Genomic DNA, 24,735 nt, shown 5'->3' on the forward strand with positions numbered 1-24,735 from the left:
GTTGGCTCATATCTATAGTATTACAAGAAATGTGCCGATGGCAATGAATGCATTGGATGACAATTGTCATCCATTATTCCTACCAACTCCATTTGCTGCACTCATCTGCAATGAAGTTTGTAAAGCGACTAGCTAATTTGTTTAGCTTATCGTATTGTTGGGGTATGAAAACCTTATCCTTCTCTCTTATTATTCCCTTTTTCCTGATTGCACACCATGTTTTAGCGCAATCGGGCAACCCGGCGATTCTTCGCAGCGAATTGATCTATGAACAGGCTCCTTTCCCAGAATGTCATGCCTCCACCCTGGCGGAAACGCCTAAAGGCCTGGTAGCGGCCTGGTTTGGGGGCACACACGAACGCCATCCTGATGTGGGTATTTGGGTGAGTAGCCAAACGGGAACGAACTGGACAACACCCATTGAGGTAGCAACGGGTGTTCAACCCGACGGCAAGCGTTTGCCTTGCTGGAATCCGGTTTTGTTTCAGGTACCGGGTGCCGAATTAATTTTATTCTACAAAGTTGGTCCCAGTCCCTCAACCTGGTGGGGCTTGCTGAAACGGTCAACAGATGGAGGGAAAACGTGGTCGGCTGCGGAGCGGTTGCCCGATGGTATTTTAGGCCCCATTAAAAACAAGCCGGTTTTACTGGCTTCGGGCGCTTTACTCTGTCCAACAAGCTCGGAAGATCATAATTGGCGGGTGCATTTCGAGCGAACCAGCGATTGGGGAAAAACCTGGCAGAAAACAGCCCCGATCAACGATGGGGTAGACGATGGGGCAATTCAGCCAAGTATTCTGTTTCACCCCAATGGGCAATTACAGGCTCTTTGCCGTAGCCAGAGAAGTGGATTTATTTTGGAAACCTGGTCGAAGGACGATGGTAAAACCTGGTCTCCTTTGCAGAAAACGACCCTTCCTAACCCTAACTCAGGTACGGATGCTGTGACCCTGAAAGATGGTAGGCAGGTATTGGTTTATAACCCAACATCGCCTGTTATGGGTAAGAGCGGGCCACGTACACCCCTCGATATAGCCATTTCCAACGATGGTAAAACCTGGAAAACCCTGGCTGTTCTCGAAAACGAACCGGGTGAATATTCGTATCCAGCCGTGATTCAAACCGCCGATGGTCTTGTTCACGTAACCTATACCTGGAAACGCCAGCGCATTAAACACGTTGTGCTGGACCCGAAAAAAGGATAGTAAGTGATGTTTACGAGCGTTCGTAAAAGAGGATACAATCAGTGGGGGTCAGCCTCCGTAATCAAGTTCGATTACGGAGGCTGACACCCACTGATTTACAGGGCGTTAATTACTCGGGAGTAGGTATTATTTAACAAGTTGCCATCATAGGTTAGTGAAGCATCATCATTAACATTCACCTGGATATTGCATAAGCTGCCCGAATTCGCCGTTGTACGAGTCATACTGAAACCTAATACGGCCTTACCACCCGCCGAAATAAATCCACCATTGGCCATGGTTAGTGTGAGTTGGCGGTCAGACACGGTATTTGTTACGGACCAGTTTGGGTTATCTACAGGTACAGGGTTTTCACTACCTCCCGATACATCGATACTCGTGAGTCCATTGGTAAATGAGACGGTATACCCTGGAGGGGCCGTCACTGTAATCGTCACATTGTTCATGGAGGTAGGTAGCCCATTTACTTCAAAAATATTCACCAGGAAGTTGCCTACGCTACCCGTTGTGGGGAAATTAGCCTGGGGTAAAATCAGGATAGGCGTTAAATCTGTACCTGTAAGCGAAACACTAGCGATATTGGTGCAACCAGCACTATTAGTAACGGTTACCGAGTAGATTCCTGACGCATTGACCAGTGCTGTGCCGGATACGCTGTTCTGACTTACCAGGCCTGGTCCACCAAACGTGTAAGAACTGCCTCCGCTCGCCGTTAGTGTCGCGCTGGTCATGCTAGCATTCAGGGGGCCACTGCTTGTCAAGCTGGCCACAGGTAAGGCATTGACCAATAGTGTGACACTCGCTGCTGCAGTCTGCGTACCATCGGTGGCGGTAACTGTTAGTGTATAAGTCGTTGGGTTGGCCACAGAAGGGGCTGTAAACGTGGGCGTTGCTCCACTGGCCGTTAGTCCGCTGGGTTGGCTGCTCCAGGAATACGAAGCGGGAGTGAAGCCAAGTGCAGTGGCCGTAAGGCTGAAATTGCTGCCAGCGCAAACGGCTGTTGGATTGGCTGGGCTTACACTCACGCTGGCTGGCGCACTAACCTTACGGATACGATTATTCGCCTGATCGGCAATGAACAGATTGCCAGTGCCATCGACCGCTACGCCAAATGGAGCATTTAGCTGGGCACTGGTGGCCGCACCGTTATCTCCACTAAACCCTTGAGAGCCAGTGCCAGCTATGGTAGTAATGGTGCCATCGGGGGTTACCTTACGAATGCGGTGGTTAAATGTATCATCAATGAATAAATTGCCATTGCCATCTATCGCTACTCCTGAAGGTGTATTTAGTTGAGCGCTGGTGGCCGGGCCATTATCTCCATCAAATCCGTTGGTGCCTGTACCGGCAACCGTAGTAATGGTGCCACCGGTAGTTACTTTACGAATGCGGTGGTTAGTCTGATCGGCAATGAACAGAGTTCCCATTCCGTCCACCGCCACGCCCGTTGGGTTAGTCAAGGCCGCATCGGTGGCTGAACCATTATCCCCACTAAAGCCATTGGTGCCGTTTCCGGCTACGGTAGTAATGGTTCCATTGGTAGCTACCTTGCGGATACGGTGATTGCCCGCATCAGCAATGAATAGATTGCCACTGCCGTCCACCGCCACACCCGTTGGATTCGCCAAATCTGCGCTGATTGCTGCCGCATTATCCCCGCTAAAACCATAGGTGCCTGTACCCGCCACGGTAGTGATGGTGCCATTGGTAGCTACCTTGCGGATTCGATTGTTTGTGCGGTCGGCAATGAACAGATTCCCTGTGCCATCTATAGCTACACCAGATGGGCTATTCAGGGCTGCATCGATAGCTGGTCCGTTATCCCCACTAAAGTCGGTTGTGCCATTGCCCGCCACCGTGGTAAGGGTACCGTCGGTGGCTACCTTACGGATTCGGTTATTTGTCTGATCGGCAAAAAAAAGGATTCCTGTGCCATCCACTGCTATACCAGATGGACTGCTCAGATTGGCGCTGGTAGCGGGACCATTATCTCCACTAAACCCCTGAGTACCGTTTCCGGCTACGGTGGTGATGGTGCCATCGGTCGCTACTTTACGAATGCGATTATTTGACTGGTCGGCAATAAACAGATTCCCCCCGTTGAGAACCACGCCCGTGGGGCCGGCCAATTCTGCACTGGTAGCTGGGCCATTATCCCCACTAAAATTAAAACTGCCAGTTCCTGCCACGGTGGTAATAGTCTCATCGGTGGCTACTTTACGGATACGATTATTTCCCAGGTCGGCAATAAACAGATTCCCAGCACCATCTACTACCACACTCGCAGGAGTACTCAGATTGGCACTGACAGCTGGGCCGGTATCGCCACTATAGCCTTGGGTGCCCGTTCCGGCTACAGTGGTGATGGTGCCGTCGGTAGCTACTTTACGGATGCGGTGGTTTGCCTGATCGGCAATAAACAGATTGCCGCTACCATCCACCGCAATCCCATAGGGACTATTCAGATTGGCACTGGTAGCTGGGCCATTATCTCCGCTAAACCCCTGAGTACCGTTTCCGGCTACGGTGGTGATGGTGCCATCGGTGGCTACTTTGCGAACGGTATGGGTACTCTGATCGGCGATAAACAGATTGCCCGTTCCATCCACCGCTACCCCCGAAGGATTACCCAGGTTGGCATTAATTGCGGGGCCGTTATCGCCACTGTAGCCATAGGAGCCTGTACCGGCTACGGTAGTAATGGTACCGTCGGTGGCTACTTTACGGATGCGGTGATTCGTTTGATCAGCAATAAACAGATTCCCACTGCCATCGACGGCTACACCTGCAGGATTATTCAGGGCTGCACTGGTGGCCGGACCACCGTCTCCTTTCAGTATAGAGCCAGCTACCGTAGTGATAGTTTGAGCGGATAGTCGTAGGGTTACTAAAACAAGGAGGGTACTTAGAGTGGCCTGTATAGCCAATCTGACTGAGTTGTAGACTAGGAGATGTTTTCTCATGGGTTAGGAGGTAACAGTAAATAAACAGATGAAAATTAAATGGATATTCAGAATAATCAATGATAAACGTAGGGAGAACGCTTAATTGCTGCTCTAAAATCGTATTTAAATCGCTCATTGTTAATATATTGACTGAATTAATTTTTAGGGATTCCTAAGCCTGACGCTGAACTGTCGATTAACTAAAGATTATGAATAACTGCAATATGCTGGTATAATGGTACTGTTTGTTGCGTAAATTCGGTTATTCCATAACTTGAATGCTTCTTATTTCAGACAGTGTCTCATGCCTGAAACTACATTTCGATATCAGTTACCAAAAAAAGCAATCAAAACGGACTGTCCGAATTGTGGGCCTAAACATCGCAGGACATTAAGCCGCTATGTAGATACGCAAACCGGTGAACCGTTACCTGATCAGTATGGCCGGTGTGATCGGGAAAGTAATTGTGGCTATCACCTCAATCCGTATCAGAAAGGTCCATCTGGCCTGTCGTATGCTGATGAAGTGAAAGCGCGTTACACAAGCAAACCTATACCTCGGGCCTGGTTTTCCAGCGCGGCTAAGCAGAAACATAAAGGGGTATCGAAACAAAGCATCATTACGAATCTGATTCACACGGAGAGCGCCACCCTCGAACAAGCCGAACGGGTTGCTGCTTTTTTGTTTGACCAGCCCGAAGCCCGCCCTGGTGGAAACGGGCTGCCTGTTGAACAGAGCCCGGTTTTTGCAATTCCTGAAGATGTTTTTAACCAGTCGCTGGGCCACTATCACCTCAATCAGTTTGCTTTCCTGTTGCGTCGCCATTTCGGGGTGCCGGTTGCCGATACGCTACTGAAGCGATTTGCTATTGGTACGTCGGGCCGTTGGCCGGGGGCTTGTGTTTTCTGGTACATCGACGAACTGGAGCGCATACGGGGAGGCCAGATCAAACTATTTGACGATACATTCCATACGGTCAAATACGTAGTAAAGGATGGTGAACGGAGAAGTAGAACCTCCTGGGTGCATTCAGCCTATGCCCGGCGGTGCGATGCGTTGAACCAGCCTTACCCAGCCTGGCTGGCGGCTTACCTCGATGAGCGTAATGATGTTCAAAAGTCGCCTTGTTTATTTGGGTTGCCACAGTTGCTGACCGCCCCGGCCGATCAGCCGGTGGCTATTGTCGAAGCACCCAAAACGGCGGTTATCAGCACTCCTTATTTCCCTGGTTTTATCTGGCTGGCTGTTGGGGCCTTATCTTACTTAAACGCAGAGCGACTGGCTCCGTTACGCGGGCGAAAAATAGAACTCTTTCCAGACCTCTCGAAAGATGGGAGTGCCTTTGATCGCTGGAACCGGGTGGCTGGGGATCTACTCGCGCAGGGGTTTCAGATTACGGTATCGACCTATCTGGAAGATAATGCCACCCAAGAGGAAAAAGACGCTGGATTAGACCTGGCGGATTTTTTACTGGACCAGTGGATTGAGTACTCACCCGAATGGGACAGCTAAATTCACCCTATATTTGTAGGGTAATCACTGGGTGTAGAGCAGGTATAGAACGTGAGTCATAAACTAAATTTTCCCGAAAAATCCATTTTTGTGTGCGATGGCAGCAAATGCGGCAAACACAAAGAAGTGCGTAAACAACTGAAAGAGTCGATTCGAGATCATGGCTTAAAAGATACCGTCGAGCTGATTAAAATAGACTGCACAGACCGATGTAAGGAAGCCCCTATTGTTTGTTTCCAGCCCCAAAATCGTTGGTTCAGCAACGTCTCGGTATGGCAGGTGCAGTCGCTTTTCAACGAGTTGATTCTCGAAAAGTAAAAAATCCAGCACCTCAGTCAGGTGCTGGATTTTTTACTAAGATAGGTTTGACGAACCTTTATTACTCACCACCGATTTTAGCGATCTCTTTATCAAGGACAAACTTACCGGTTCCTGTTTCTTCAATGAGTTCAATTAATTCGAGGGCACGCCGGGCGTTGCGTTCTTCTTCACGCTGCTCCTTCACAAACCACATCATAAACTCTTCTGTGGCGTAGTCTTCTGCCTGACGACATTTGCTCACGATCCGATTAATAGCATAGGTAACGGCTATTTCGCTCTGTAAAGCTAGTTCGAAAACACTTCTGAAGGTGGCGTATTCCTGTTGCACTTCGCCAACCGTAGGGGTTATGGCGATGCCACCTACTTCTGTAATATAACGGAATATTTTCAGGCAATGCCCACGCTCTTCGTCCGACTGTTTGTAGAAATAATTAGCCGACTTTTCGTAGCCATTTTGCTCTAACCAGGCGGCCATAGCCAGGTATTTCTGAGAAGCTTCAGCTTCCATTTTTACCTGAGCGTTCAGCGCAATCTCAATTTCCTCTTTCAACGAGGTGCGCATACGGAGCAAATCCTTCATAGCTATATAGTTTTAGGCGGTTCTTAATTTATAAGACGCAAAATAGACCTTTGTTGTTTGAACAAGAAGAATTTGCCGAAAATTTAGAATCAGTCTAACAAAAAAACTACTGATACTTAAGCTACCAGTTCGCCCAATGTTTCCTGAAGCATTGATCTGAGATCCAGAGCGAACTTTGTGCCGTTGAGCAGGTCACGAAGTTGAATGATCTCACAAAGCGTAAGGCGATGTGCCAGTTGGTTGGCTGGCGATTCCAGGACTTTAAAATCGCCCGCATCCGACAGATCGAACAACATTGCCTTGATATCTATGGTATTGACTTTCCGCCGAAACGCAGCAAAATCCTGCACTCTAAACTGAATCTCAAGATCGATAAACTCAACAATGACCCGATTCGTAAGATCACACTGATAAGTTGCCCCTTTCTCGTTACGATATAATTCAGCCGTGTACTTTACTTGCATAGTTTTGAGTATTCCACTTCTAGTTGACACAAATATACAAGCAGATAGTCTATCAAAGTACATCTATTTGAAATCTTTCTAAATTAATTGAGAATGAAGTCGGTCAAGCCTCCTGGTCACCTCTTTCCTGTTTAGCTTCTTTAGGGGCAGGACGTAAGTAAGGACTAAGGTTATTCGGGTTTAGAAGAGAGGACGTATTGGGTACGAATACACCCTAAACGCTACAGTACTCAATTCCTGAACCGATTCACTGGTAATCAACATGGTTTATAAAAACTATCTGTTCGCCGTTGCGCTTCTTTTTCTGCTGAATACGCCTGGCCTGCATGCCCAGACCCAACGTACACCGAATACGACGGGTAGTTCATCAACTACGGCTGAGTGCGCCTGCCAACGACTTGCGGCTATGACATTTCCGGGAGCTACCATTACCACGGCTGACTGTGTACCGGCGGGGTCGTTCACACCACCGGGTAGTAGTCAGGCCATTGCTGATCTACCTGCTTTTTGCCGGGTGGCGGCTACGCTAAAGCCCACGCCGGAATCAACCATTCGGATTGAAGTGTGGCTTCCGCAGACCAATTGGAATGAGCGATTTCTGGGTACGGGTACCGGCGGAGGGGCGGGGGGTATTTCGTATTCAGCACTGGCTAATGGGTTAAAACGTGGCTTTGCAACGACCAATACCGATATGGGAACGTCGCCCAACGCCAACGAAGCCGTTGGCCACCCTGAACGATGGGTGGATTTTGGGTACCGAGCTACGCACGAAATGACCATGACTGCCAAGGCCGTTACCCAGGCGTATTACAAAAAGCCATTCCACCATGCCTATTTCGCAGGTTGCTCAACGGGTGGGCAACAAGCGTTAATGGAAGCACAGCGGTATCCCGATGATTACAACGGAATTCTGGCTGGAGCCCCCGCCAATAACCGGACTCACTTACATACGGGTTTTGTCTGGAATTATAAGGTGACGAATCAGGTACCGGGCAGCGCGCTTCTGCCAAAGGAAAAGATAGCCCTACTCACCAGTGCTGTAATCAACGCCTGTGCCGGTAAAGATGGGGGCGCGCCCGGCGATAACTTCCTGACCGATCCCCGTGCCTGCCAGTTCGATCCGGAAACGCTTCCCAAATGCCCCAATGGTACCGACGATGGTACTTGCTTCACCAGCGCTCAAGTGACGGCTCTGAAAAAAATCTACGCTGGCCCAACCAATCCCCGGACGGGCGAGCGAATTTATACGCCGATACCTTTGGGGAGCGAAAATTCAGGAGCCGGGTTGGAGTATCAACAAAATCCCAAACAGTCTCCCCCTTCACTTTTTTACCAGTACAAATGGGTGTTTGGCAGCAACTTCGACTATTCGACCTTTGACTTTGATCAGGACCAGGACAAGATGGATTCACTGCTAGCGCCGATCTTAAACGCGAACAATCCTGATTTAGAGCCCCTGAAAAAGCGGGGCGGAAAGCTAATCATGTATTCGGGGACGGCCGATCCCCTCGTTCCTTTTCAGGATGCCGTTACGTATTATGAGCGGGTAATTGAAGCGCAGGGAGGACTAAACCGAACGACGGATTTCTTTCGCTTCTACCTGATTCCAGGAATGGCTCATTGTAGTGGCGGACCGGGACTAAACGATTGTGGGCAGACTCTGGCCCTCAATGTTCCTCAGGATAGCGAGCATGATATAGTAACGGCTCTTATAAATTGGGTCGAAAAGGGTATTACACCCGATAAACTGATTGCGACAGCTTTTACGGGTGGAGTGCCTGCTAATGGCGTTCGATTCCTACGACCTGTCTATCCCTACCCGAAGCTTCCCAGCTATACTCGTGGAGATCCTAACTCACCCGCCAGTTATCAGGGTGTCGATTATCCACGTGGCAACGTATTGGCTCCCGCCAAGCGATACCTGAAGTGAGCATTACCAGATAAATTAACTGATTTAAAGGGTAGCCTGAGGGGTTCGGCCACGTATAATTCGGCTGATTATCGGCACAGGTGGTTCCTCCTTGTAGACAGGATTATGTGATCAACAGGGTTGTCAGGGGATAAAAAACCTGTTAATCCTGTAATCCTGTCTAAAAAATAAATACACCCTAACCTAATGAGTAATAAGGGGGATTGCTGCCACTTTATAGAGACACAAGCAGGACAGTATCCGAAATTAGGAAAAGGATGAGATCATATTGGAATTGTTTTTTTTCTGGGTCAGGCTATTCAGGCCGATTTCTAGCCTTACACCTTATTGTATTCTGTCAAATCGTGGGTGGAGTACCGGTTTTTGCCCAATCACCGGGGAAAACAGTATCCTTATTTGATGGAAAAACCCTGACTGGCTGGAAAACCGTCGATCCGGCACAGGCAGCCTTATGGTCTGTAGCCGACAGCATGATTAAAAGCGGTGACGGTGTTAAAAAGATTCCGGAAAACACCTATCTGCATACCCTAAAAGAATACGGCGATTTTGAATTTCGCTGCCTGTTTCGACTGCATGGCGATCCGGCTACGGGCATGATCAATAGTGGCATTCAATACCGATCTATCCTTGAGGGTACTAAAATCATTGGCTACCAGGCCGACATTGGCAATGGTTACTGGGGTGACCTATATGATGAACATCGACGGGAGAAATTAGTAAGCGGAGACTTGAGCATTCTGAAGCGTGTCCTGAAAGAAGACGGCTGGAATAGCTACATTATCCGCTGTAAAGGCAACCATCATGAGTTATACATCAATGGCGTGAAAACCTGCGACTACATTGAAAAAGATAGCAAAATCCCTCAAAAAGGAGTCATTGCCGTTCAGATCCATAGCGGAGGGGTCGCCCAGGTTGAATTCCGAGACCTGACAATATCTGAGTTGTAAATACCCAACTAGCCGCTGGCCAAATAGAATGCGCTTACTCACCCATTTGAAAATTAGTAACTTGCCTAATGTTGAACAATTTACGACTTATTCCTATGCCTAAATTTCGTTTGTTCATCCTCTTTTTTTCTGTCATTCTTCTGCCCAGTACGTACAGCACGGCACAGTCTGCCAAACCGAAGCCTGCTCAGAAAACCGAGAAGGTTGACCGGGAGTATGCATTGGAAGCATCTATGCTGGGCTACTTTGCCAAGGACGGAACCCGTAATCCGACGTTAAAGGCCAATAAAGGCGACCGGGTCCGCATTACCATTACGGATACCGAGCTAATGACGCACGATATCGCTCTGGAAAAACTGGGTCTCAAAAGCAAGACCATTCAGGAGAAGGGAGCGAGCACCAGTATCACATTTACTGCCGATAAAAGCGATACCTATTACTGTACCGTTCCGGGCCACCGGGCTGCGGGTATGGTTGGAAGTTTTGAGGTAGTAGAAGGGACCATCTCAACAGCAACCATTGCCGGACAGGTGCCCATGAAAAACGGCCAACCCCTAAATCTGAATTTCGAGACGGGTACGCTGAAAGACTGGACCGCTACCGGCGATGCGTTTACCAGCCCGATTTTCGATCAGGACCCATCTCCTGTTCATGAAAAAGACATGACGATTGGTTTTGCAGGAACGTATTTCCTGAGCAGCGGAGGCACCACAAACTATAAGCAGATCGGTACCTTAACATCGGTACCGTTTACGGTCACACAGCCCTTTGCTGCGTTTCGGGTGTCGGGTGGGGCGTTGCAGGATACGCGGGTAGAACTTGTTCAGGCCAGTACGGATAAGGTTATCTTTCACAGTACAGGGCAGGGGAGGGCAACCCTTCAGCCGGTTGTGGTTGATTTACAACCGTATCTGAATCAGGATATCTTCATTCGGATTGTCGACAACGAGACCGGTATTTCGCAGATTCCTTACATCCCGAATGATAAATGGGCGCATATCAATTTTGATGAGTTTCTGTTTTATCCCACCCGCCCGAACTTCCCGAATGAGCTGAAACAAAAAGACATTATCATACTACCCCCCTTAGATCCCGTCCTGAATGCGGGCCTTTCTGGTCTCAAAGCGGCTCAGGCCATGACGCCCCCCAACGGGTTTACCATCAAACTGGCAGCCGCCGAACCGGATATTGTCAAACCAATCTGTTTTACGCTCGACCCCCGTGGCCGACTTTGGGTAGTTGAATCACACACCTATCCCGTTCCGGCTCCCGAAGGTCAGGGCCGAGACCGCATCCTTATTTTTGAAGATACGAATGGCGATGGAACACTAGACAAGAAGAAGGTCTTTACCGAAGGACTGAACCTGGTTAGTGGTATTGAAGTGGGTATGGGGGGCGTATGGATTGGGGCCGCACCGTATCTATTGTTCATTCCGGCAGATTTTAAAAACGACAAACCAACCGGACCACCTCAAAAGCTGCTCGATGGCTGGGGTACTCAGGATACTCACGAAACGCTGAACAGTCTGCGTTGGGGACCCGATGGCTGGCTGTACGGCACCCACGGCGTATTTACCCACTCGAATGTTGGTAAGCCAGGTGCTCCTGATTCGGAACGAACGAAATTGAACGCGGGTGTGTGGCGGTATCATCCAACCACCCACCAGTTCGAACTCTTCGCCGAAGGAACCAGCAATCCCTGGGGACTTGATTTCAACGACTACGGGCATGCATTCATCACGGCCTGTGTTATTCCGCACATGTATCACATGATCCAGGGCGGACGGTACCAGCGTCAGGGTGGCAAGCATTTTAACCCCTATACCTACGACGACATTAAAACCCACGCCGACCACGTACACTGGCTGGGCGAACGGGGACCGCATGCCGGTAACTTCCGGTCGGCTTCGGCGGGTGGTGGTCATGCCCATTCCGGAGCTATGATCTACCTCGGCGGTAGCTGGCCCCAGGACTACCGCAATGATATTTTTATGAATAATATCAACGGAGCCCGGTTTAATCAGGATCATCCAACGCGTACGGGTTCAGGCTATGTGGTTACCCACAAACCTGATTTCATGGCCATGAACGATTCCTGGTCGCAGTGGCTGAATTTCAAGTACGATGCGAGTGGATCGGTTTGGGCCATTGACTGGTACGATAAAAACCAATGTCACAGCCCTAATCCAGATGTACACGACAAAACCATGGGCCGTATTTTCAGAATCTCCCATGAAAACGATAAATGGGTACAGGTGGATCTGACCAAGGCATCGGACATGGAGTTGGTTGCTGCCCAGCTAAATCCAAACGAATGGTATGTGCGTCAGGCTCGAACCATTTTGCAGGAGCGTGGCCCGAATAAGAAGGTGCATAAAGCTCTGAAAGAAATTCTCGCTAAAAACCCCGATGCTACCCGTAAACTTCGCGCGCTCTGGGCCCTTCACGTGACCAAAGGTCTGACCGAAAAGGAACTGGCTGATTTGCTGAGCAATGAAAATGAATACGTCAGAAGCTGGGCCATACAACTTTTGGCCGAAAACAAAGCCGTTTCTACAGAAACGCTGAAACGGTTAGCCGCTCTGGCGCAATCAGATAACTCGGCGCTGGTACGACTTTATCTGACTTCGGCTATGCTTCGGCTGGAGCCGAGCCAGCGTTGGGAGGTGCTGGAGGCATTGGTTCAGAAATCGGAGGATAAAGACGATCATAACCTGCCGTTACTGCTTTGGTATGCGTCTGAACCACTGGCGGCCATCGACATGAAACGGGCGCTGGAAATGGCCCAAAAATCAAAAATGCCCAAGCAACTGCCCTACACCATTCAGCGGATCGCGGCCATCGGTACAGACGATGCCAGGAAAGTGCTGAAAGACCTGAACGACCGGGTGGGTAAACTGGATCATTCGCACGAAACTCATGAACTCCAGGCGTTGATTGCCAAGGTGCTAGAGGAGTAAGATTCGGAGTCGCCATGTAAAAGTCCATTACTTCATAACCCTGAAGGGTTACATAGTCTAACTGGGGGCGAAGCCCTCAGATTACGAACCTACACTATGAATAAACAGCTAAGTCTAAGCACTATCCTCCTTTCCTGCTTGCTTACGAGCGCCTATGGCCAGCAGGAAAAAACCTTGTTCAAGGTACGTCAGCAGCAGGCAGGTAATACGGATGCCCGAGCAACCAGTACGGTTGTTCCTGCGGGCAACTTTAAGAAAACCACCCTCACCCGCGATTTTATTTCGGAAGGGGTTGCCGTGGCCGATCTGAATAAAGACGGCAAAATGGATATCGTGGCTGGTTATTATTGGTTCGAAGCCCCTAACTGGACCCGTCATGAGATGGCTCCGTCCCGCGTATACGATCCGCGAAAGGAGTATAGCGATTCATTCCTGAATCTGGGCATGGATGTCAATCAGGATGGCTGGGACGATGTCGTTATCATCGACTTTCCTGGTAAACCTGCTTTCTGGTTTGAAAACCCGAAGAACAAGCCCGGTGAGTGGAGCAAGCATATTATTGCCGATTCCGTGGGTATTGCCAACGAATCGCCGGGGTTTATTGATATCGATGGCGATGGGCGACTCGATATTCTGTGTGGCGATAAGGCGAAGAAACAGATTGTCTGGTTAAAGCCACCCGTAAAACCCGGCGAAACGGAATGGAGACGATTCGCTCTGAGTGCCGAAAATGTGCCCGGAACTGAGATTTTTTCTCATGGCATCGGCTATGGTGATGTGAATAAAGATGGCAGTAAGGATGTCGTGATTCGGGAAGGCTGGTTTGAAGGAACCGCCGATACTAAATCCGGTAACTGGGTGTTTCATCCGGCCGATCTGGGTGAGCCTTGCTCACATATGCAGGTTCTGGATGTAAATGGGGATGGGAAAAACGACGTAGTCAGTGCATCGGCGCACAAGCTTGGCGTCTGGTGGCATGAGCAGGTGATGGACGAACAGGGTAAAATCAATTTCAAAACCCACCTGATGAGCAACACCACCGCTCAGACGCATTCGTCTATTATGGCTGATCTGAACGGCGATGGCCGAAAGGATTATATTACCGGAAAGCGATTTCTGGCCCACCACGGTCGGGACCCTGGCGACAGTGATCCGGGTATCCTGATGTGGTTTGAGTTTACGCCCGGCAAGGAGCCTTACTACAAAGAGCATATCGTTGATAATGACTCAGGTGCAGGCCTTAACATTGTGGCGCAGGATATGAATGGCGACAAGAAACCCGATATCGTTATTGCCAACAAGAATGGGGTTTTCCTGTTTGAGAATAAAATCAGGAAATGAGGCTTTAAGGGTTGTGCTTTAGATTCAATTCGCCAATTATACATGACCACGAACCAAACAGTATACGAAGCCGAAACGCCACTGCCTCCACTCACCGAACTGCGGATGGGGCCGTTGACAGTCGGCTACGAAAATGGATTTTTTCGGTATTTCCGTTGGGCGGATCATGAGATTCTGCGAATGGTCTACTTCGCGATTCGGGATGAAAATTGGGGTACGTGGCCTCCCATTCTCTCGAATGAACAATGGACAGTTGATCCTGACCGATTTCGCGTAAGTTACACCTGCCACTATGAGCAGGATGGCACAACGTTTTTTGTCTGGGATGTCGTAGCCGAAGGGACAGCCTCGGGTGAGTTTTCGATGACTATCGATGGAGTTGCGCACCAGCCATTCCTGAAAAACCGGGCGGGTTTCTGCATCCTGCACCCTATTTTGGGTACGGCTGGCCAGCCGTGTGAGTTGATTCATCCCGATGGTAAGGTCGAGGTAAGCCATTTTCCGCAGATCATCGACCCGGAGAACCCATTTAAACTACTAGCCGGCATGCGCTGGCTCCACGCGGGCGGGTATTGGTTTAAGCTGGAAATGAGTGGCGATATCTTTGAAACGGAAGACCAGCGTAACTGGACCGATGCGTCGTTCAAGACGTTCTGTACGCCACATAATCTTCCCGTTCCGGTTTTGCTTCAGAAAGGCGAAGAGGTTCACCAGCGAATTCTGTTTCGCCCTGAACAACCGTTGCCAAGCCGTCCTGAAAGTAATTTCAACGACATTGTTATCCAGGTGGTTGACGAACAACGAACAGCCTTGCCTGCGCTCGGTGTAAGTGCCTCAACCGAAACCAATACGCTTTCGGAGCCAGTTGTTCAGGCAGTACAGTCCTGCTCGTTCGACCACTATCGAATCGACGTATCGCCCCGTCAGGCAGACTGGGAGACTACGTTTTTGCTGAACGTTGCTACTGCACAAACGCTGGGCTGGCCGTTGTTGGTAGCCCTTCAGCTATCGGCCAATTATACGGCTGAACTGCGGGCGTTTCTGAATACAGTTCAGCAAAGCCAGCTAGTTGTGTCCGACTTATTGGTGCTCTCAGCCGATGAGGTTGTCTCCAATGCTGACATGCTTCGTCTGGCACTCAATACGGTACGACATGAACTACCGCATACGCGTGTCGGGGCAGGAACAAACTACAACTTTACAGAGCTGAACCGTAACCGGATTTCAACAGAGGGTCTGGACTTTATCAGTTATGCCGTTCACCCGCAGGCACACGCCTTCGATAAACGATCGATTGTAGAAACGGTTGATGGACAGGGCAATACGGTACAGACAGCGAGGTCATTCTCTGGGGCTTCGGCTGTGTATGTATCGTCTGTTACGCTACGTCAGCGGCTCAACCCCGATGCGCGTGATCCAGCCAATCGTATCCTGAGCAATGCCCAGAAAACGGATGCCCGCCAACCCTTACGCTGGCTAGCTGGCTGGACCCTGGGTAGCATTAAGTATCTGGCCGAAGCAGGGGCAGGAGCCATAACGTATTACCAGACCGTTGGCCAGCAGGGAATTGTTTCCGAAGCGGCTGAACGGTATCCGATTGCTGTGTTATTGGCTGAAATACTGGTATTTCGGGGAGGGCAGGTGATGCATACAAAAACGAACAATCCGCTGGCGTGCAGTACTTTACTGCTTGTTCAGGGAGAGCGTCGGCGTTGGTTGATTACGAATCACACCGACCATCCTTTGCCGGTCCAACTGCCTGAACCTTTTCAGAAAGGCTATCGAATTACGCCTGTCCCTTCGGAAAAACTACCACTGGACTTAGCGCATGGAGATAAACACTGGATAGAGCCCTTCGGAACGTGGATTCTGGATTGCTAGCGCAATCAGGACCCTTTAGTAGCACCGAATGAGGCTAACCAGCCGATGAGAAGTCCGAGGATGGTTAACCCGCCGATAGTGATCAACAGCCATTTAAAGACAGTCAGGAAAGGCCATTTGACCAAAAAGCAGAGAGCGGCTAAAAAGCTCATCGCGAATAGAACCATCCAGCCTAACCCAATAAAGGCCATAAACGCCGAGCCGATTCCTGAGTCGCGACTGTCGCCGTAGCGGGCAGCTTCACATAAAAAATTAACAACAAAGTAACTGCCAATTAGGCTGGCAATGCCAATCCGGGTTAACCACCACCAGTGACTACCCGCTGCCCAGAAGAAGGTTGTAAAAGCGAAGATAACGCCCAGTGCTGGCAGGAACCAGCCGATGTTGAGCAATTTGTCATGATCATTGGCCGGAAGTGGCTGGCTAAGCTTACTAATCAGTCCGGTGATGGCCAGCATGCCCAGCCAAACCAGTTCGGGGCCGAGCAAATAGGTAAGGGTACGGTTCATAATTACATAAGTTCCCACGAGATTCTCAGTGCAATAAGTCCTAGGGACAGCAGCATTAATATCCATTTCAACACCGGCAGAAATGGCCAGTGGGCCATCAGGAAAAACAGAACGGTTGACCCTACTCCTAACAATATTGTCCAGCCAATCCCAACGAATAAAAGAGATCCCATGATAACGCCTACATCCCGAATGTCATCGTAACTGGCTGATTTAGATAAATAACCGACCAGCAAACCAACGCCTATCAGGCCAGAGATAATCGTTCGAGCCAGCCACCACCATTGATTACCCTGTGCCCAAAACAAGGGTATGAAGGCGAGGATAACCCCAACTGTAGGCAAGTACCAATTCATCCATATCAGTTTGAAATGGCCCCCGCTAACAATCGGTTGGTTAAACGCAACGATACTGGCGGCAACCGTGAGCATTAAAAGCCAGATCAATTCAGGCCCTATTAAATAGGCAACTGTTGTACGATTCATTCGATGAGGGACTGTGATTCAGTTGTCAAAACGCTTTGTAGTTCTTGACGTTTTCCTGAAGGGTTACCAGCGTAGTTTTAAGGTGTTTATCGAGTTCTGAATAGATACCCTGAAGATCTTTCTCGTTCTTCTCGCAGTAGGTTTCAATAGCTATTGGGCGAGCGTTTCCGGGATTCTCCAGCGTAATCTGCGTAAGAGTTGCCCGGTATTTGCGGTTACTACACTCCACAATAAAGCTGTACCGAAATGTATAAACGCCCCCTGCCGAACTCTCGGATCGGGGGAGGCTCACCACTTGCGTAACACGCCCGACTAAATCCCCCGTTTCTTTGTCGTTCAGTGAAAAGGTATCGGTAGGTGAATGGAAAGACTGAGTGAGCCACAGGCGGGCCCGCCGGAATAGATCGGCCTGCGAAACCGTACCACAATCGACTACTTCTGTATAGGTAACGGTTTGGTTAACAACCGGCAGGATGCCGTGGAGCTTCCCATTGGTGAGGACAGGTGGACAATCGGCCCGGACAGCACCGACGATAAACAGACTGGCTGTCAATGCCGCTAGAAATACACTATGCATGATTGGTTAACTTGATTAAGGCGTTAAAAAAAAGAGAGTGGTCTATTGTAAACCGTCTCAAAAGTAGGGCGCTAAGTGAGGTCTATCCAGCCGGAGTTGACAGCGGGTGGAATTGGGTCGATAAGTAGTGGGAAAAGCACAATATATCGTTTAGCGTATTAAGTCAATACGCTCCTTTTACTAGCTCATACGCTCACTTCGTCCGTTCACAAGGCTTATTCTACGGTTCATGCAGAATGCTGTTCGGTATGGTAGCCAGGCTAATTAGTTTCGCCATTGTTTATGTATGTAAGGCCATTTATGAGAACTATATTGATTGCCGCTGCCCTACTAACCACTACGTTTTGCTGGGCACAGTATAACCCGGTTGGTGCCATTACGATGTGGAGCGAAGGCTACGTGGTTACGCTCCAGAACGATACCATCCGTGGCCAGATAAGGGTCGGTTCACTCCTGAACGATTCTCCCGCGAGTGTCGTCATTCGCACTAATGATGGGAGTAAGATCAAACAAAAAGGGTCTGAACTACAGCTACTTGCTCAACGGATACCCGATTTTGCGTACGCAACCGGCTACATTCCGAGAGAACGGGAAGTGGTAATTTTTGAACGCGTCCCTAATCCCCGACGTAGTGATAAGCCTATGCTACTGGAGCGCCTAACCCCGCCAGGTGGGGGAGTGGCCCTGTATTTTGATGCAGCTGGCTGGAAGAAAACATCTGAGTACACGTTCGGAAATTTTACGTTCGAGACCAACCGGCAGGATCTTAGCTATATTGTCCTGAAAAATGGTCGGGATGCACAAGTAGCCAAACGGGGCGACATGGAAGCCGTACATGAAAAGCTATTTGGCGATTGCCCGGCCTTTATCAGGCACTATCCGATGGCCAGTCGACGCAACTGGAACCAATTTGGGGAGATGGTGCTGGCATATAATCAGCTCTGTCAGTAATTGTCAGTAAGTACTGGTTATTAAGTAATGAGGTTATTCGTCATTGGCTAAGCCTTGATAGTCAGTAAATAACCAATAACTCAATAACTTTTTATGAGCTACGTACCCTTTGTGTTTATCAACCCTTTATTTATTCGTACCAATCCAGAACTTTATTTTTGTGGTATGTATTGACGTACTATACGTCTATCTGCGGGAATTCGCAGTGTCTAATTCCTTCTGATGAGGTCCCCCAAAATGGTTCTTTTGCGATTACTCTGGCAAGTTCCAGTCGCCCTGATTTTACTGGTTGTATTCCTGTTTTCAATGAGTGGATACGCTATTTCGGTGAACAGCCGACGTACCAAAGATGTGCCCTATGTATCGCCAACAGCTCCTGACTTCAGCGCCGAACGTCATGTGCTGGATATCTACACTCCACGCGGAAAATCGGCTACGGGGCGGCCCGTGGTTGTGTTCATTCATGGCGGGGCCTGGAATAGCGGGAACAAAAATATTTACTGGTTTATTGGTCGGCGTCTGGCCAAACAGGGGGTGGTTACCGTAATTATCAATTACCGGCTTTCGCCTAACGTTCAGGTGCCCGCTATGGCCGATGATTGCGCCAGGGCCGTTCAGTGGGTTACGCAGCACATTGGGGGCTATGGGGGTGATCCGAACCGAATTTTCGTAATGGGCCACTCGGCGGGTGGAGGACTAGCGGCTTTGCTAGCTACCGATACACAGTTGTTTGCCAGATTAGGAATGACTAAAAATCCAGTGAAAGGGGCTATTCTCGATGATGCAGCAGGCTTAGATATGTTTGGGTACCTGACCAAAATGGAGTATCCCGGCGACGAGTCTTACCTGGTGGCTTATGGGAAAGTACCCGCCGTTTGGCGTACGGTATCGCCCATCTATTTCGTAGGAGCGAGTAGCCCGCCTATGCTGGTATACGTAGGTGAGAATACCTATCCCAGCATTCTCGACAGCTCAAAGCGGTTCCGTCAGCGACTTCAGGAATTCGGTATCAAGCATGAATTTGCCACGTTGCCCGGTAAGAAGCACATTCCCATGGCCACACAACTATTCTGGAAGAATAATATCATCTACCGTGATTTGCTGAAATTCGTCGGCGCAACATCGTGATTTTTTAACGCAAAGGCGCAAGGTATTTCGCAAAGGGCGCAATGGATATAAATCTTTGCGTTCTTTGCGAAACACCTTGCGCCTTTGCGTTAAAAACTGTGCATCCAGACATGGCCGATATCGACTTACTGAGACACGCCTTACGGGCTTTTGCGGATATTGACGAAGACGCGTTTTCACTATCGATACCCTATTGGCAAAGGAAACAGTATAAAAAAGGGGAGTTCTACAACGAGTACAAAAATGTTTGCAAGCACCTTGGCTTTATTCTTGATGGTGTTTTCAGGGCTTATCATGTAAAAGAAGAGACGGGCGAAGAAAAGAATGTGTTTTTCTTTTCTAAACACCAGATGGTTGTTTCTTACAAGAGCTTCATTGAGCAGACTCCCTGCAATTACTTTACCGAGTCGATGGTTAATTCGACAATTTTATACATTCATATCAACCACCTGACTCAGCTTTACCGGCAATCGCATCAGTGGGAGCGTTTTGGGCGCTTAGTGGCCGAACGAGCCTTTACAGTTGCCATGAGTCGGGCTGAAGGCTTTCTGTTTCAATCCCCTGAACAACGATATCTGGAATTAATGGAGCAGCATCCGGATATTTATAATGCCATCCCACTCTATCATATCTCGTCCTATCTGGGTATTCAGGGACCATCCTTGAGCCGTATCCGAAAAAGAATGGCGAGTCGTTAATACGGCTCGACGATTTTAACCTGGGTTAATAATTGTGTACCATCATCTGCTGACTTTTGTCCTGTTCAACGCACAAGGGGAACAGGCGATAGGCGCTTTGGCTCGTGCTGATACTGAACGGTTTGTATTCCTTTTTATAAACTATAAAACAGCGTAATCATGAAAACGAGTAAAACAAAAAATGTGGTGTTTGTTACAGGAGCCTTTGTTAGTAATAGTGGCTGGGATGAGTGGAAAGCGTATTTTGAAAGCAAAGGATATACGACAGTAGCCCCCGCCTGGCCGTTTAAGGATGGTACTGCCGCTGAGTTACGGGCCAGACAGCCGAACGATACCGATTTGGCCAATTTATCATTGGCTGAGCTGGTTGATCATTATGCGAACATTGTGAAATCGTTTCCCGAAAAGCCAATCGTGATCGGACATTCATTAGGTGGACTCGTTACCCAGATCATCGTGAATCGGGATCTGGCTGCGGCTGGCGTTGCCATTCACTCGGTGCCACCACAAGGTGTATTTCCCTATGAGTTCTCATTTTTAAAAGCGGGCTGGAAAGCACTTGGCCTGTTTACTGACCTTGAAGAAACTTACCTGATGTCATTCGAAGACTGGCAGTATGCCTTCGTTAACGACATGCCTTTGGCCGAGCAAAAAGCAGCTTATGAGGCTAACACAATTCCAGAGTCGAAAAAAGTGGCCAGAGGGGGATTAACCAGCGCTGCTCATGTGGATTTTGACAAACCACACGCTCCACTGCTGCTTACATCGGGCAGTCTTGATAACATCATACCCGCTCACCTCAACCATCGGAATTTTGAGGCTTATAAATCCAATGGTTCCGTTCTGGAATACAAAGAGTTCGAAGGCCGTAATCACTTTGTGCTAGGGCAACCTACCTGGAAAGAAGATGCCGATTATATTCTGGACTGGCTGGATAAACATGCGTAAGCTATACGAATAAAACGGTGCTAGCCTTTGTGGAAAAATGCGTCATCTTTACTGAACTGTCGAGATGACGCCTTCCTATGAACACGTTCCTACGCTCAAGATTCGCTGCATTTACAGCACGTTTTCCTACTTCTTATTGCCTGGTATTTGCCGCTTTGCAAGTAGGTTTTTCGTCTATGAACTACGCGCAGAGTCAACCTTCAGACGCCAATGCCCATCGGAGTAAAGTTGCCTTTCAGTTACCAGAAACAGGTCTGATTACGGAAGGAATTGCCTACGATTCGCAGACCGAAACCTTCTACATTAGCAGTGTTCACGAGCGGAAACTAATCAGCTATTCGGTTAAAAAAGGCGCTACCGATTTCTCGCAACCTGTCGATAGCTTGTGGGGGATGTTCGGCTTGAAAGTAGATCCGGCAAGGCGCTTACTATGGGGCTGTAGCTCGGCGCTAGCACAAGCCAAAGGCATTACGGCTACCAGCGATGGACATACCGCACTCGTTGCCTACGATCTGAAAACCAGGCAACTACTGCACAATTACCCAGTGCCCGATGATGGAAAGCCTCACTTGTTAGGCGATTTAACGGTATCAAGAAGTGGAACGGTGTATGCCACCGATAGCCGCTCCCCCTGGATTTATCGCCTTGACGTCGGCGCAAAAGCTGTAACTCCTTTTCTGACTGATACCTTGTTCCGTTCCCTACAGGGATTAGCCTTATCCGACGATGAGAAAACTCTGTATGTCGCCGATTACCGGCGCGGACTGTTATCCGTTACTTTATCAACAAAACGAGTAACCTGCCTTTCCTGCGCGCAAACAGCCGATCTGAGTGGAATCGATGGGCTCTATTATTACCAGAATAGCCTGATTGCCATTCAAAATCGGAAGAAACCCTACAAGGTCATCCGGGTTTATCTGGACAAAACGACATCAGCAATCGAGCGGGTAGAGCCCTTGGACGTAGATCATCCACTCAGTACTGAGCCTACCCTGGGTGTTGTAGTAGGTAAGCAGTTATACTACATCGCCAATAGCCAGTGGGAGGCTTTTGATGATGCCGGCAAACCCGTTCCTAACTTTTCAGCAGCAAAACCGACCATTCTTGTGCTACCGCTGAATTAACGTGAATAGTGGGTTGTTTTCTTTGATTATCAAGTTGTTAAGTACCGTAGGTACGATATGTTTGTAGCAAAAGGTCCTTTTGCTACAAACATCAAACCGCTATGCGGCTATTATTCACGCTGGATTAGATGTAGTATAGACAGGAGCTATTCAAACTGAAAGGCAAAGTACATGCAACTACCCTGGCTCGTATTTTGCAGCGCATGTGGTACGTTAGATTCCAGAAAAATCAGGTCACCTACTGTAGCGGAATAGAGTTTCCCATTGATACTTTCCTGTGATGAATTGGTAACCATCAATAGGAATTCAGCCGCTCGGTGCGTGTGAGGTGGATGGCTCCACAAGCCTTGGTTAAGGGTGGTCACATGCATTTCAAACCGTTTCGTCATGGCCGTAGCCCGGTCGAACATCCGCCGAATTCCTCCTTTATCGTGTGGCTGAAATGGTACCTCGTTCCAGTCTATCCAAAACGAGCCACCTGCTTTTCTGCCTCGGTCCAGGTCTGTAGGTTCTTTGGATTCATACCGCATTACATAGTAGGTGGCCGGCGTATCTTCCTTATTTTCAAAGCCGTGCTCATCGCCCGGCATCAGTAAGGCCACGCTTCCGGCACCTAGTGTTTTTGTTTTTCCCTCGATGGTTACCGTAAGCTTGCCTTCTTTAATAATGATCAACTCTTCGTCGTCGTGTTTATGGGCCGGGTGCGGAGCCCGATGAGGCATGAGCGTAGTTGCATGCACCTTCAAATGGCGAAAGTCGGTGGTGGTGCCTTCCAGAATCGTTCTCTGTTCAGAAACCTCTTTTTTGGTTACCGGTGCGTCGGCCCACACATACGTTTTGGAATCAATCGACTGGCCGAATGCCAGTTGAGCACTCAGGCTGAAAAGAACAAAGAACGTAGCGCGGGACACCATGACAAAATGGGAAAATTTGGTATCATAAGACAACTGGCCGAAATGACTACTCCTGGGCCGTTGAAAAGGAAGAGCGTGCACTGAATTTGCGGAAATTTACGAACGGGAATTTGCTGCTGACATAGAGCTGTCAGGGGTGATACATTACTTTGTACGACAAACCGTATAGGCGGTTTTTATGAAATGGCTACTTATGTCGGACCCCATACTCGTCGAGAATCGACTTATTCATCAGCAGCTGGTTCAGCCCCTGTTTACCAGGCCATCCGATGTGGTGGGCTGGTTTGGCGCTATGCAGGCTCAGGATTATGCCGCAGCCAAGTGGGCTGTTGGCCTTCGGCTACCCAGGGTAACCGATGCTGCCATTGAGCAGGCCATTGCCGACAAATCGATCATTCGTACCTGGGCTTTACGGGGTACATTACACTTCGTAGCCGCTGAGGATATTCGCTGGGTATTGGCATTGGTAAGACACCGGCTCCGCTTAATTTGTGGAACTCACTATCGTAAACTCAATCTGGACGATAATGTGCTGGAGAAAAGCAAGGAGGTTATAGCGCTGGCGTTAGCAGGTGGCCAGCAACTAACCCGCCCCGAATTGAAACTGGCACTCGACCGGGCGGGTATTCTCACCCACGACTTACGCCTGAATTTTTTGTTAGGTAATGCCGCTTTCGATGGGCTCATCTGTTTCGGTAACCGACGGGAAAAAGAGTTTACATTCACCCTACTGGACGAATGGGCACCCGGCACGAAGGCGCTGGAACGTGATGAAGCAGTAGCTACACTCACTAGGCGCTATTTCACGAGCCACGGCCCGGCTACGCTGTCGGATTTTGTGTGGTGGTCGGGGCTGACAAGTACAGAAGCTAAAGAAGGCCTGCAACTGGCAAAAGCGGCACTCGTATCTGAAACAATACATGGGCAGACGTACTGGATGGCGTCGGCTACTTCTTCTTTGCAGAACCTCTCCCCACTGGTTCATCTGTTGCCTTCATTTGATGAGTACCTGGTGGCGTATAAAGACCGGTCGGCCGCGTTAGGAACCCTGGAGTTTAGCCAGATTGTAAGCGCCGGGAATGGTATATTTAGTCCAGTCGTAGTCGTTGACGGACAGGTAGCAGGCACCTGGAAACGAACCCTGAAAAAAGATACCGTTTCTATTGAAACGAGTTTATTCTTCCCGCTGTCGGAGGAGGAGCTTCAGGCTGTTTCAGTCGCAGGTAGCCAATACCGTGCCTTTCTGGGGTTTTAGTAAGTAACTGAAAATTCCTGCCCTCATAGTTACTGTGAGGGCACAACGTAAACCAGTGC

Annotated in this window: 21 protein-coding genes; 14 read left to right on the forward strand and 7 right to left on the reverse strand. The window is 49.1% G+C overall.

The genetic code is table 11. From position 1 onward, the window contains the following. The first annotated feature begins 164 nt into the window (after positions 1–164). Positions 165–1,205, forward strand: coding sequence for a sialidase family protein (locus ACYVGO_RS30065; protein ID WP_460972479.1), 1,041 nt, complete (start codon positions 165–167; stop codon positions 1,203–1,205). A gap of 95 nt (positions 1,206–1,300) precedes the next feature. Here ACYVGO_RS30065 and ACYVGO_RS30070 read toward each other — a convergent pair whose 3' ends face one another. After that, positions 1,301–4,168 carry an NHL repeat-containing protein gene (locus ACYVGO_RS30070; RefSeq protein ID WP_460972480.1) on the reverse strand — a complete coding sequence of 956 codons (2,868 nt, stop codon included), beginning with the start codon at positions 4,166–4,168 and terminating at the stop codon, positions 1,301–1,303. Between the two features lie 286 nt (positions 4,169–4,454). Between ACYVGO_RS30070 and ACYVGO_RS30075 the strand changes: the two genes are divergently transcribed. After that, the gene (locus ACYVGO_RS30075; protein ID WP_460972481.1) at positions 4,455–5,663 is read left to right on the forward strand and encodes a DUF6371 domain-containing protein; all 1,209 of its coding nucleotides are present in this window, start codon (positions 4,455–4,457) and stop codon (positions 5,661–5,663) included. A gap of 51 nt (positions 5,664–5,714) precedes the next feature. Further along, the gene (locus ACYVGO_RS30080; protein WP_142774772.1) at positions 5,715–5,981 is read left to right on the forward strand and encodes a (2Fe-2S) ferredoxin domain-containing protein; all 267 of its coding nucleotides are present in this window, start codon (positions 5,715–5,717) and stop codon (positions 5,979–5,981) included. Positions 5,982–6,042: 61 nt separating this feature from the next. Here the strand turns inward: ACYVGO_RS30080 and ACYVGO_RS30085 are convergent, their stop codons facing one another. Beyond that, on the reverse strand, positions 6,043–6,564 hold the full coding sequence (locus ACYVGO_RS30085) for a ferritin (RefSeq protein ID WP_142774771.1): 522 nt from the start codon (positions 6,562–6,564) through the stop codon (positions 6,043–6,045). Positions 6,565–6,680: 116 nt separating this feature from the next. Then, positions 6,681–7,028: a hypothetical protein gene (locus ACYVGO_RS30090; RefSeq protein ID WP_142774770.1), complete on the reverse strand. Its 348-nt coding sequence runs from the start codon at positions 7,026–7,028 to the stop codon at positions 6,681–6,683. Between the two features lie 262 nt (positions 7,029–7,290). Here ACYVGO_RS30090 and ACYVGO_RS30095 point away from each other — a divergent pair, with 262 nt between their 5' ends. The 5 genes from ACYVGO_RS30095 (at position 7,291) to ACYVGO_RS30115 (ending at position 16,087) form a co-directional block, all read left to right on the forward strand. Next, positions 7,291–8,958 carry a tannase/feruloyl esterase family alpha/beta hydrolase gene (locus ACYVGO_RS30095; protein WP_460972482.1) on the forward strand — a complete coding sequence of 556 codons (1,668 nt, stop codon included), beginning with the start codon at positions 7,291–7,293 and terminating at the stop codon, positions 8,956–8,958. A 344-nt stretch (positions 8,959–9,302) separates the two neighbouring features. Then, the gene (locus ACYVGO_RS30100; RefSeq protein WP_460972483.1) at positions 9,303–9,905 is read left to right on the forward strand and encodes a 3-keto-disaccharide hydrolase; all 603 of its coding nucleotides are present in this window, start codon (positions 9,303–9,305) and stop codon (positions 9,903–9,905) included. A gap of 95 nt (positions 9,906–10,000) precedes the next feature. After that, entirely contained in the window at positions 10,001–12,865 is a 2,865-nt protein-coding gene (locus ACYVGO_RS30105; RefSeq protein ID WP_460972484.1) for a PVC-type heme-binding CxxCH protein, read from the forward strand. A gap of 96 nt (positions 12,866–12,961) precedes the next feature. After that, complete coding sequence (locus ACYVGO_RS30110) at positions 12,962–14,206, forward strand: FG-GAP repeat domain-containing protein (RefSeq protein ID WP_460972485.1); 1,245 nt, start codon at positions 12,962–12,964, stop codon at positions 14,204–14,206. A 42-nt stretch (positions 14,207–14,248) separates the two neighbouring features. Further along, positions 14,249–16,087 (forward strand): hypothetical protein, encoded by a 1,839-nt coding sequence (locus tag ACYVGO_RS30115; protein WP_460972486.1) that lies wholly within the window; start codon positions 14,249–14,251, stop codon positions 16,085–16,087. A gap of 5 nt (positions 16,088–16,092) precedes the next feature. On the opposite strand, the gene ACYVGO_RS30120 is transcribed toward ACYVGO_RS30115, so the two are convergent. From ACYVGO_RS30120 to ACYVGO_RS30130, 3 genes are read right to left on the reverse strand one after another with little or no spacing between them, the layout of a single operon-like run. After that, positions 16,093–16,596 (reverse strand): hypothetical protein, encoded by a 504-nt coding sequence (locus ACYVGO_RS30120; RefSeq protein WP_460972488.1) that lies wholly within the window; start codon positions 16,594–16,596, stop codon positions 16,093–16,095. Between the two features lie 2 nt (positions 16,597–16,598). Further along, on the reverse strand, positions 16,599–17,081 hold the full coding sequence (locus tag ACYVGO_RS30125) for a hypothetical protein (protein ID WP_460972489.1): 483 nt from the start codon (positions 17,079–17,081) through the stop codon (positions 16,599–16,601). 25 nt (positions 17,082–17,106) lie between these two features. Continuing rightward, positions 17,107–17,658 carry a DUF4468 domain-containing protein gene (locus ACYVGO_RS30130; protein WP_460972490.1) on the reverse strand — a complete coding sequence of 184 codons (552 nt, stop codon included), beginning with the start codon at positions 17,656–17,658 and terminating at the stop codon, positions 17,107–17,109. Positions 17,659–17,958: 300 nt separating this feature from the next. Between ACYVGO_RS30130 and ACYVGO_RS30135 the strand changes: the two genes are divergently transcribed. The 5 genes from ACYVGO_RS30135 (at position 17,959) to ACYVGO_RS30155 (ending at position 22,507) form a co-directional block, all read left to right on the forward strand. Then, positions 17,959–18,609, forward strand: a complete 651-nt coding sequence (locus tag ACYVGO_RS30135; RefSeq protein ID WP_460972491.1) for a hypothetical protein — start codon at positions 17,959–17,961, stop codon at positions 18,607–18,609. Between the two features lie 222 nt (positions 18,610–18,831). After that, positions 18,832–19,737, forward strand: a complete 906-nt coding sequence (locus ACYVGO_RS30140) for an alpha/beta hydrolase (protein ID WP_460972492.1) — start codon at positions 18,832–18,834, stop codon at positions 19,735–19,737. A 98-nt stretch (positions 19,738–19,835) separates the two neighbouring features. Beyond that, a complete protein-coding gene (locus tag ACYVGO_RS30145; protein WP_460972493.1) occupies positions 19,836–20,435 on the forward strand; it encodes a Crp/Fnr family transcriptional regulator in 600 nt (199 codons plus the stop codon). A gap of 159 nt (positions 20,436–20,594) precedes the next feature. After that, the gene (locus ACYVGO_RS30150; RefSeq protein WP_460972494.1) at positions 20,595–21,383 is read left to right on the forward strand and encodes an alpha/beta hydrolase; all 789 of its coding nucleotides are present in this window, start codon (positions 20,595–20,597) and stop codon (positions 21,381–21,383) included. A 176-nt stretch (positions 21,384–21,559) separates the two neighbouring features. Continuing rightward, a complete protein-coding gene (locus tag ACYVGO_RS30155) occupies positions 21,560–22,507 on the forward strand; it encodes an SMP-30/gluconolactonase/LRE family protein (RefSeq protein ID WP_460972495.1) in 948 nt (315 codons plus the stop codon). 146 nt (positions 22,508–22,653) lie between these two features. Here the strand turns inward: ACYVGO_RS30155 and ACYVGO_RS30160 are convergent, their stop codons facing one another. Beyond that, positions 22,654–23,421 carry a cupin domain-containing protein gene (locus ACYVGO_RS30160; protein ID WP_460972496.1) on the reverse strand — a complete coding sequence of 256 codons (768 nt, stop codon included), beginning with the start codon at positions 23,419–23,421 and terminating at the stop codon, positions 22,654–22,656. Positions 23,422–23,599: 178 nt separating this feature from the next. Here ACYVGO_RS30160 and ACYVGO_RS30165 point away from each other — a divergent pair, with 178 nt between their 5' ends. After that, the gene (locus ACYVGO_RS30165; protein WP_460972497.1) at positions 23,600–24,676 is read left to right on the forward strand and encodes a winged helix DNA-binding domain-containing protein; all 1,077 of its coding nucleotides are present in this window, start codon (positions 23,600–23,602) and stop codon (positions 24,674–24,676) included. The last annotated feature ends 59 nt before the right edge of the window (positions 24,677–24,735 follow it).

This window comes from Spirosoma migulaei, from assembly GCF_054776855.1.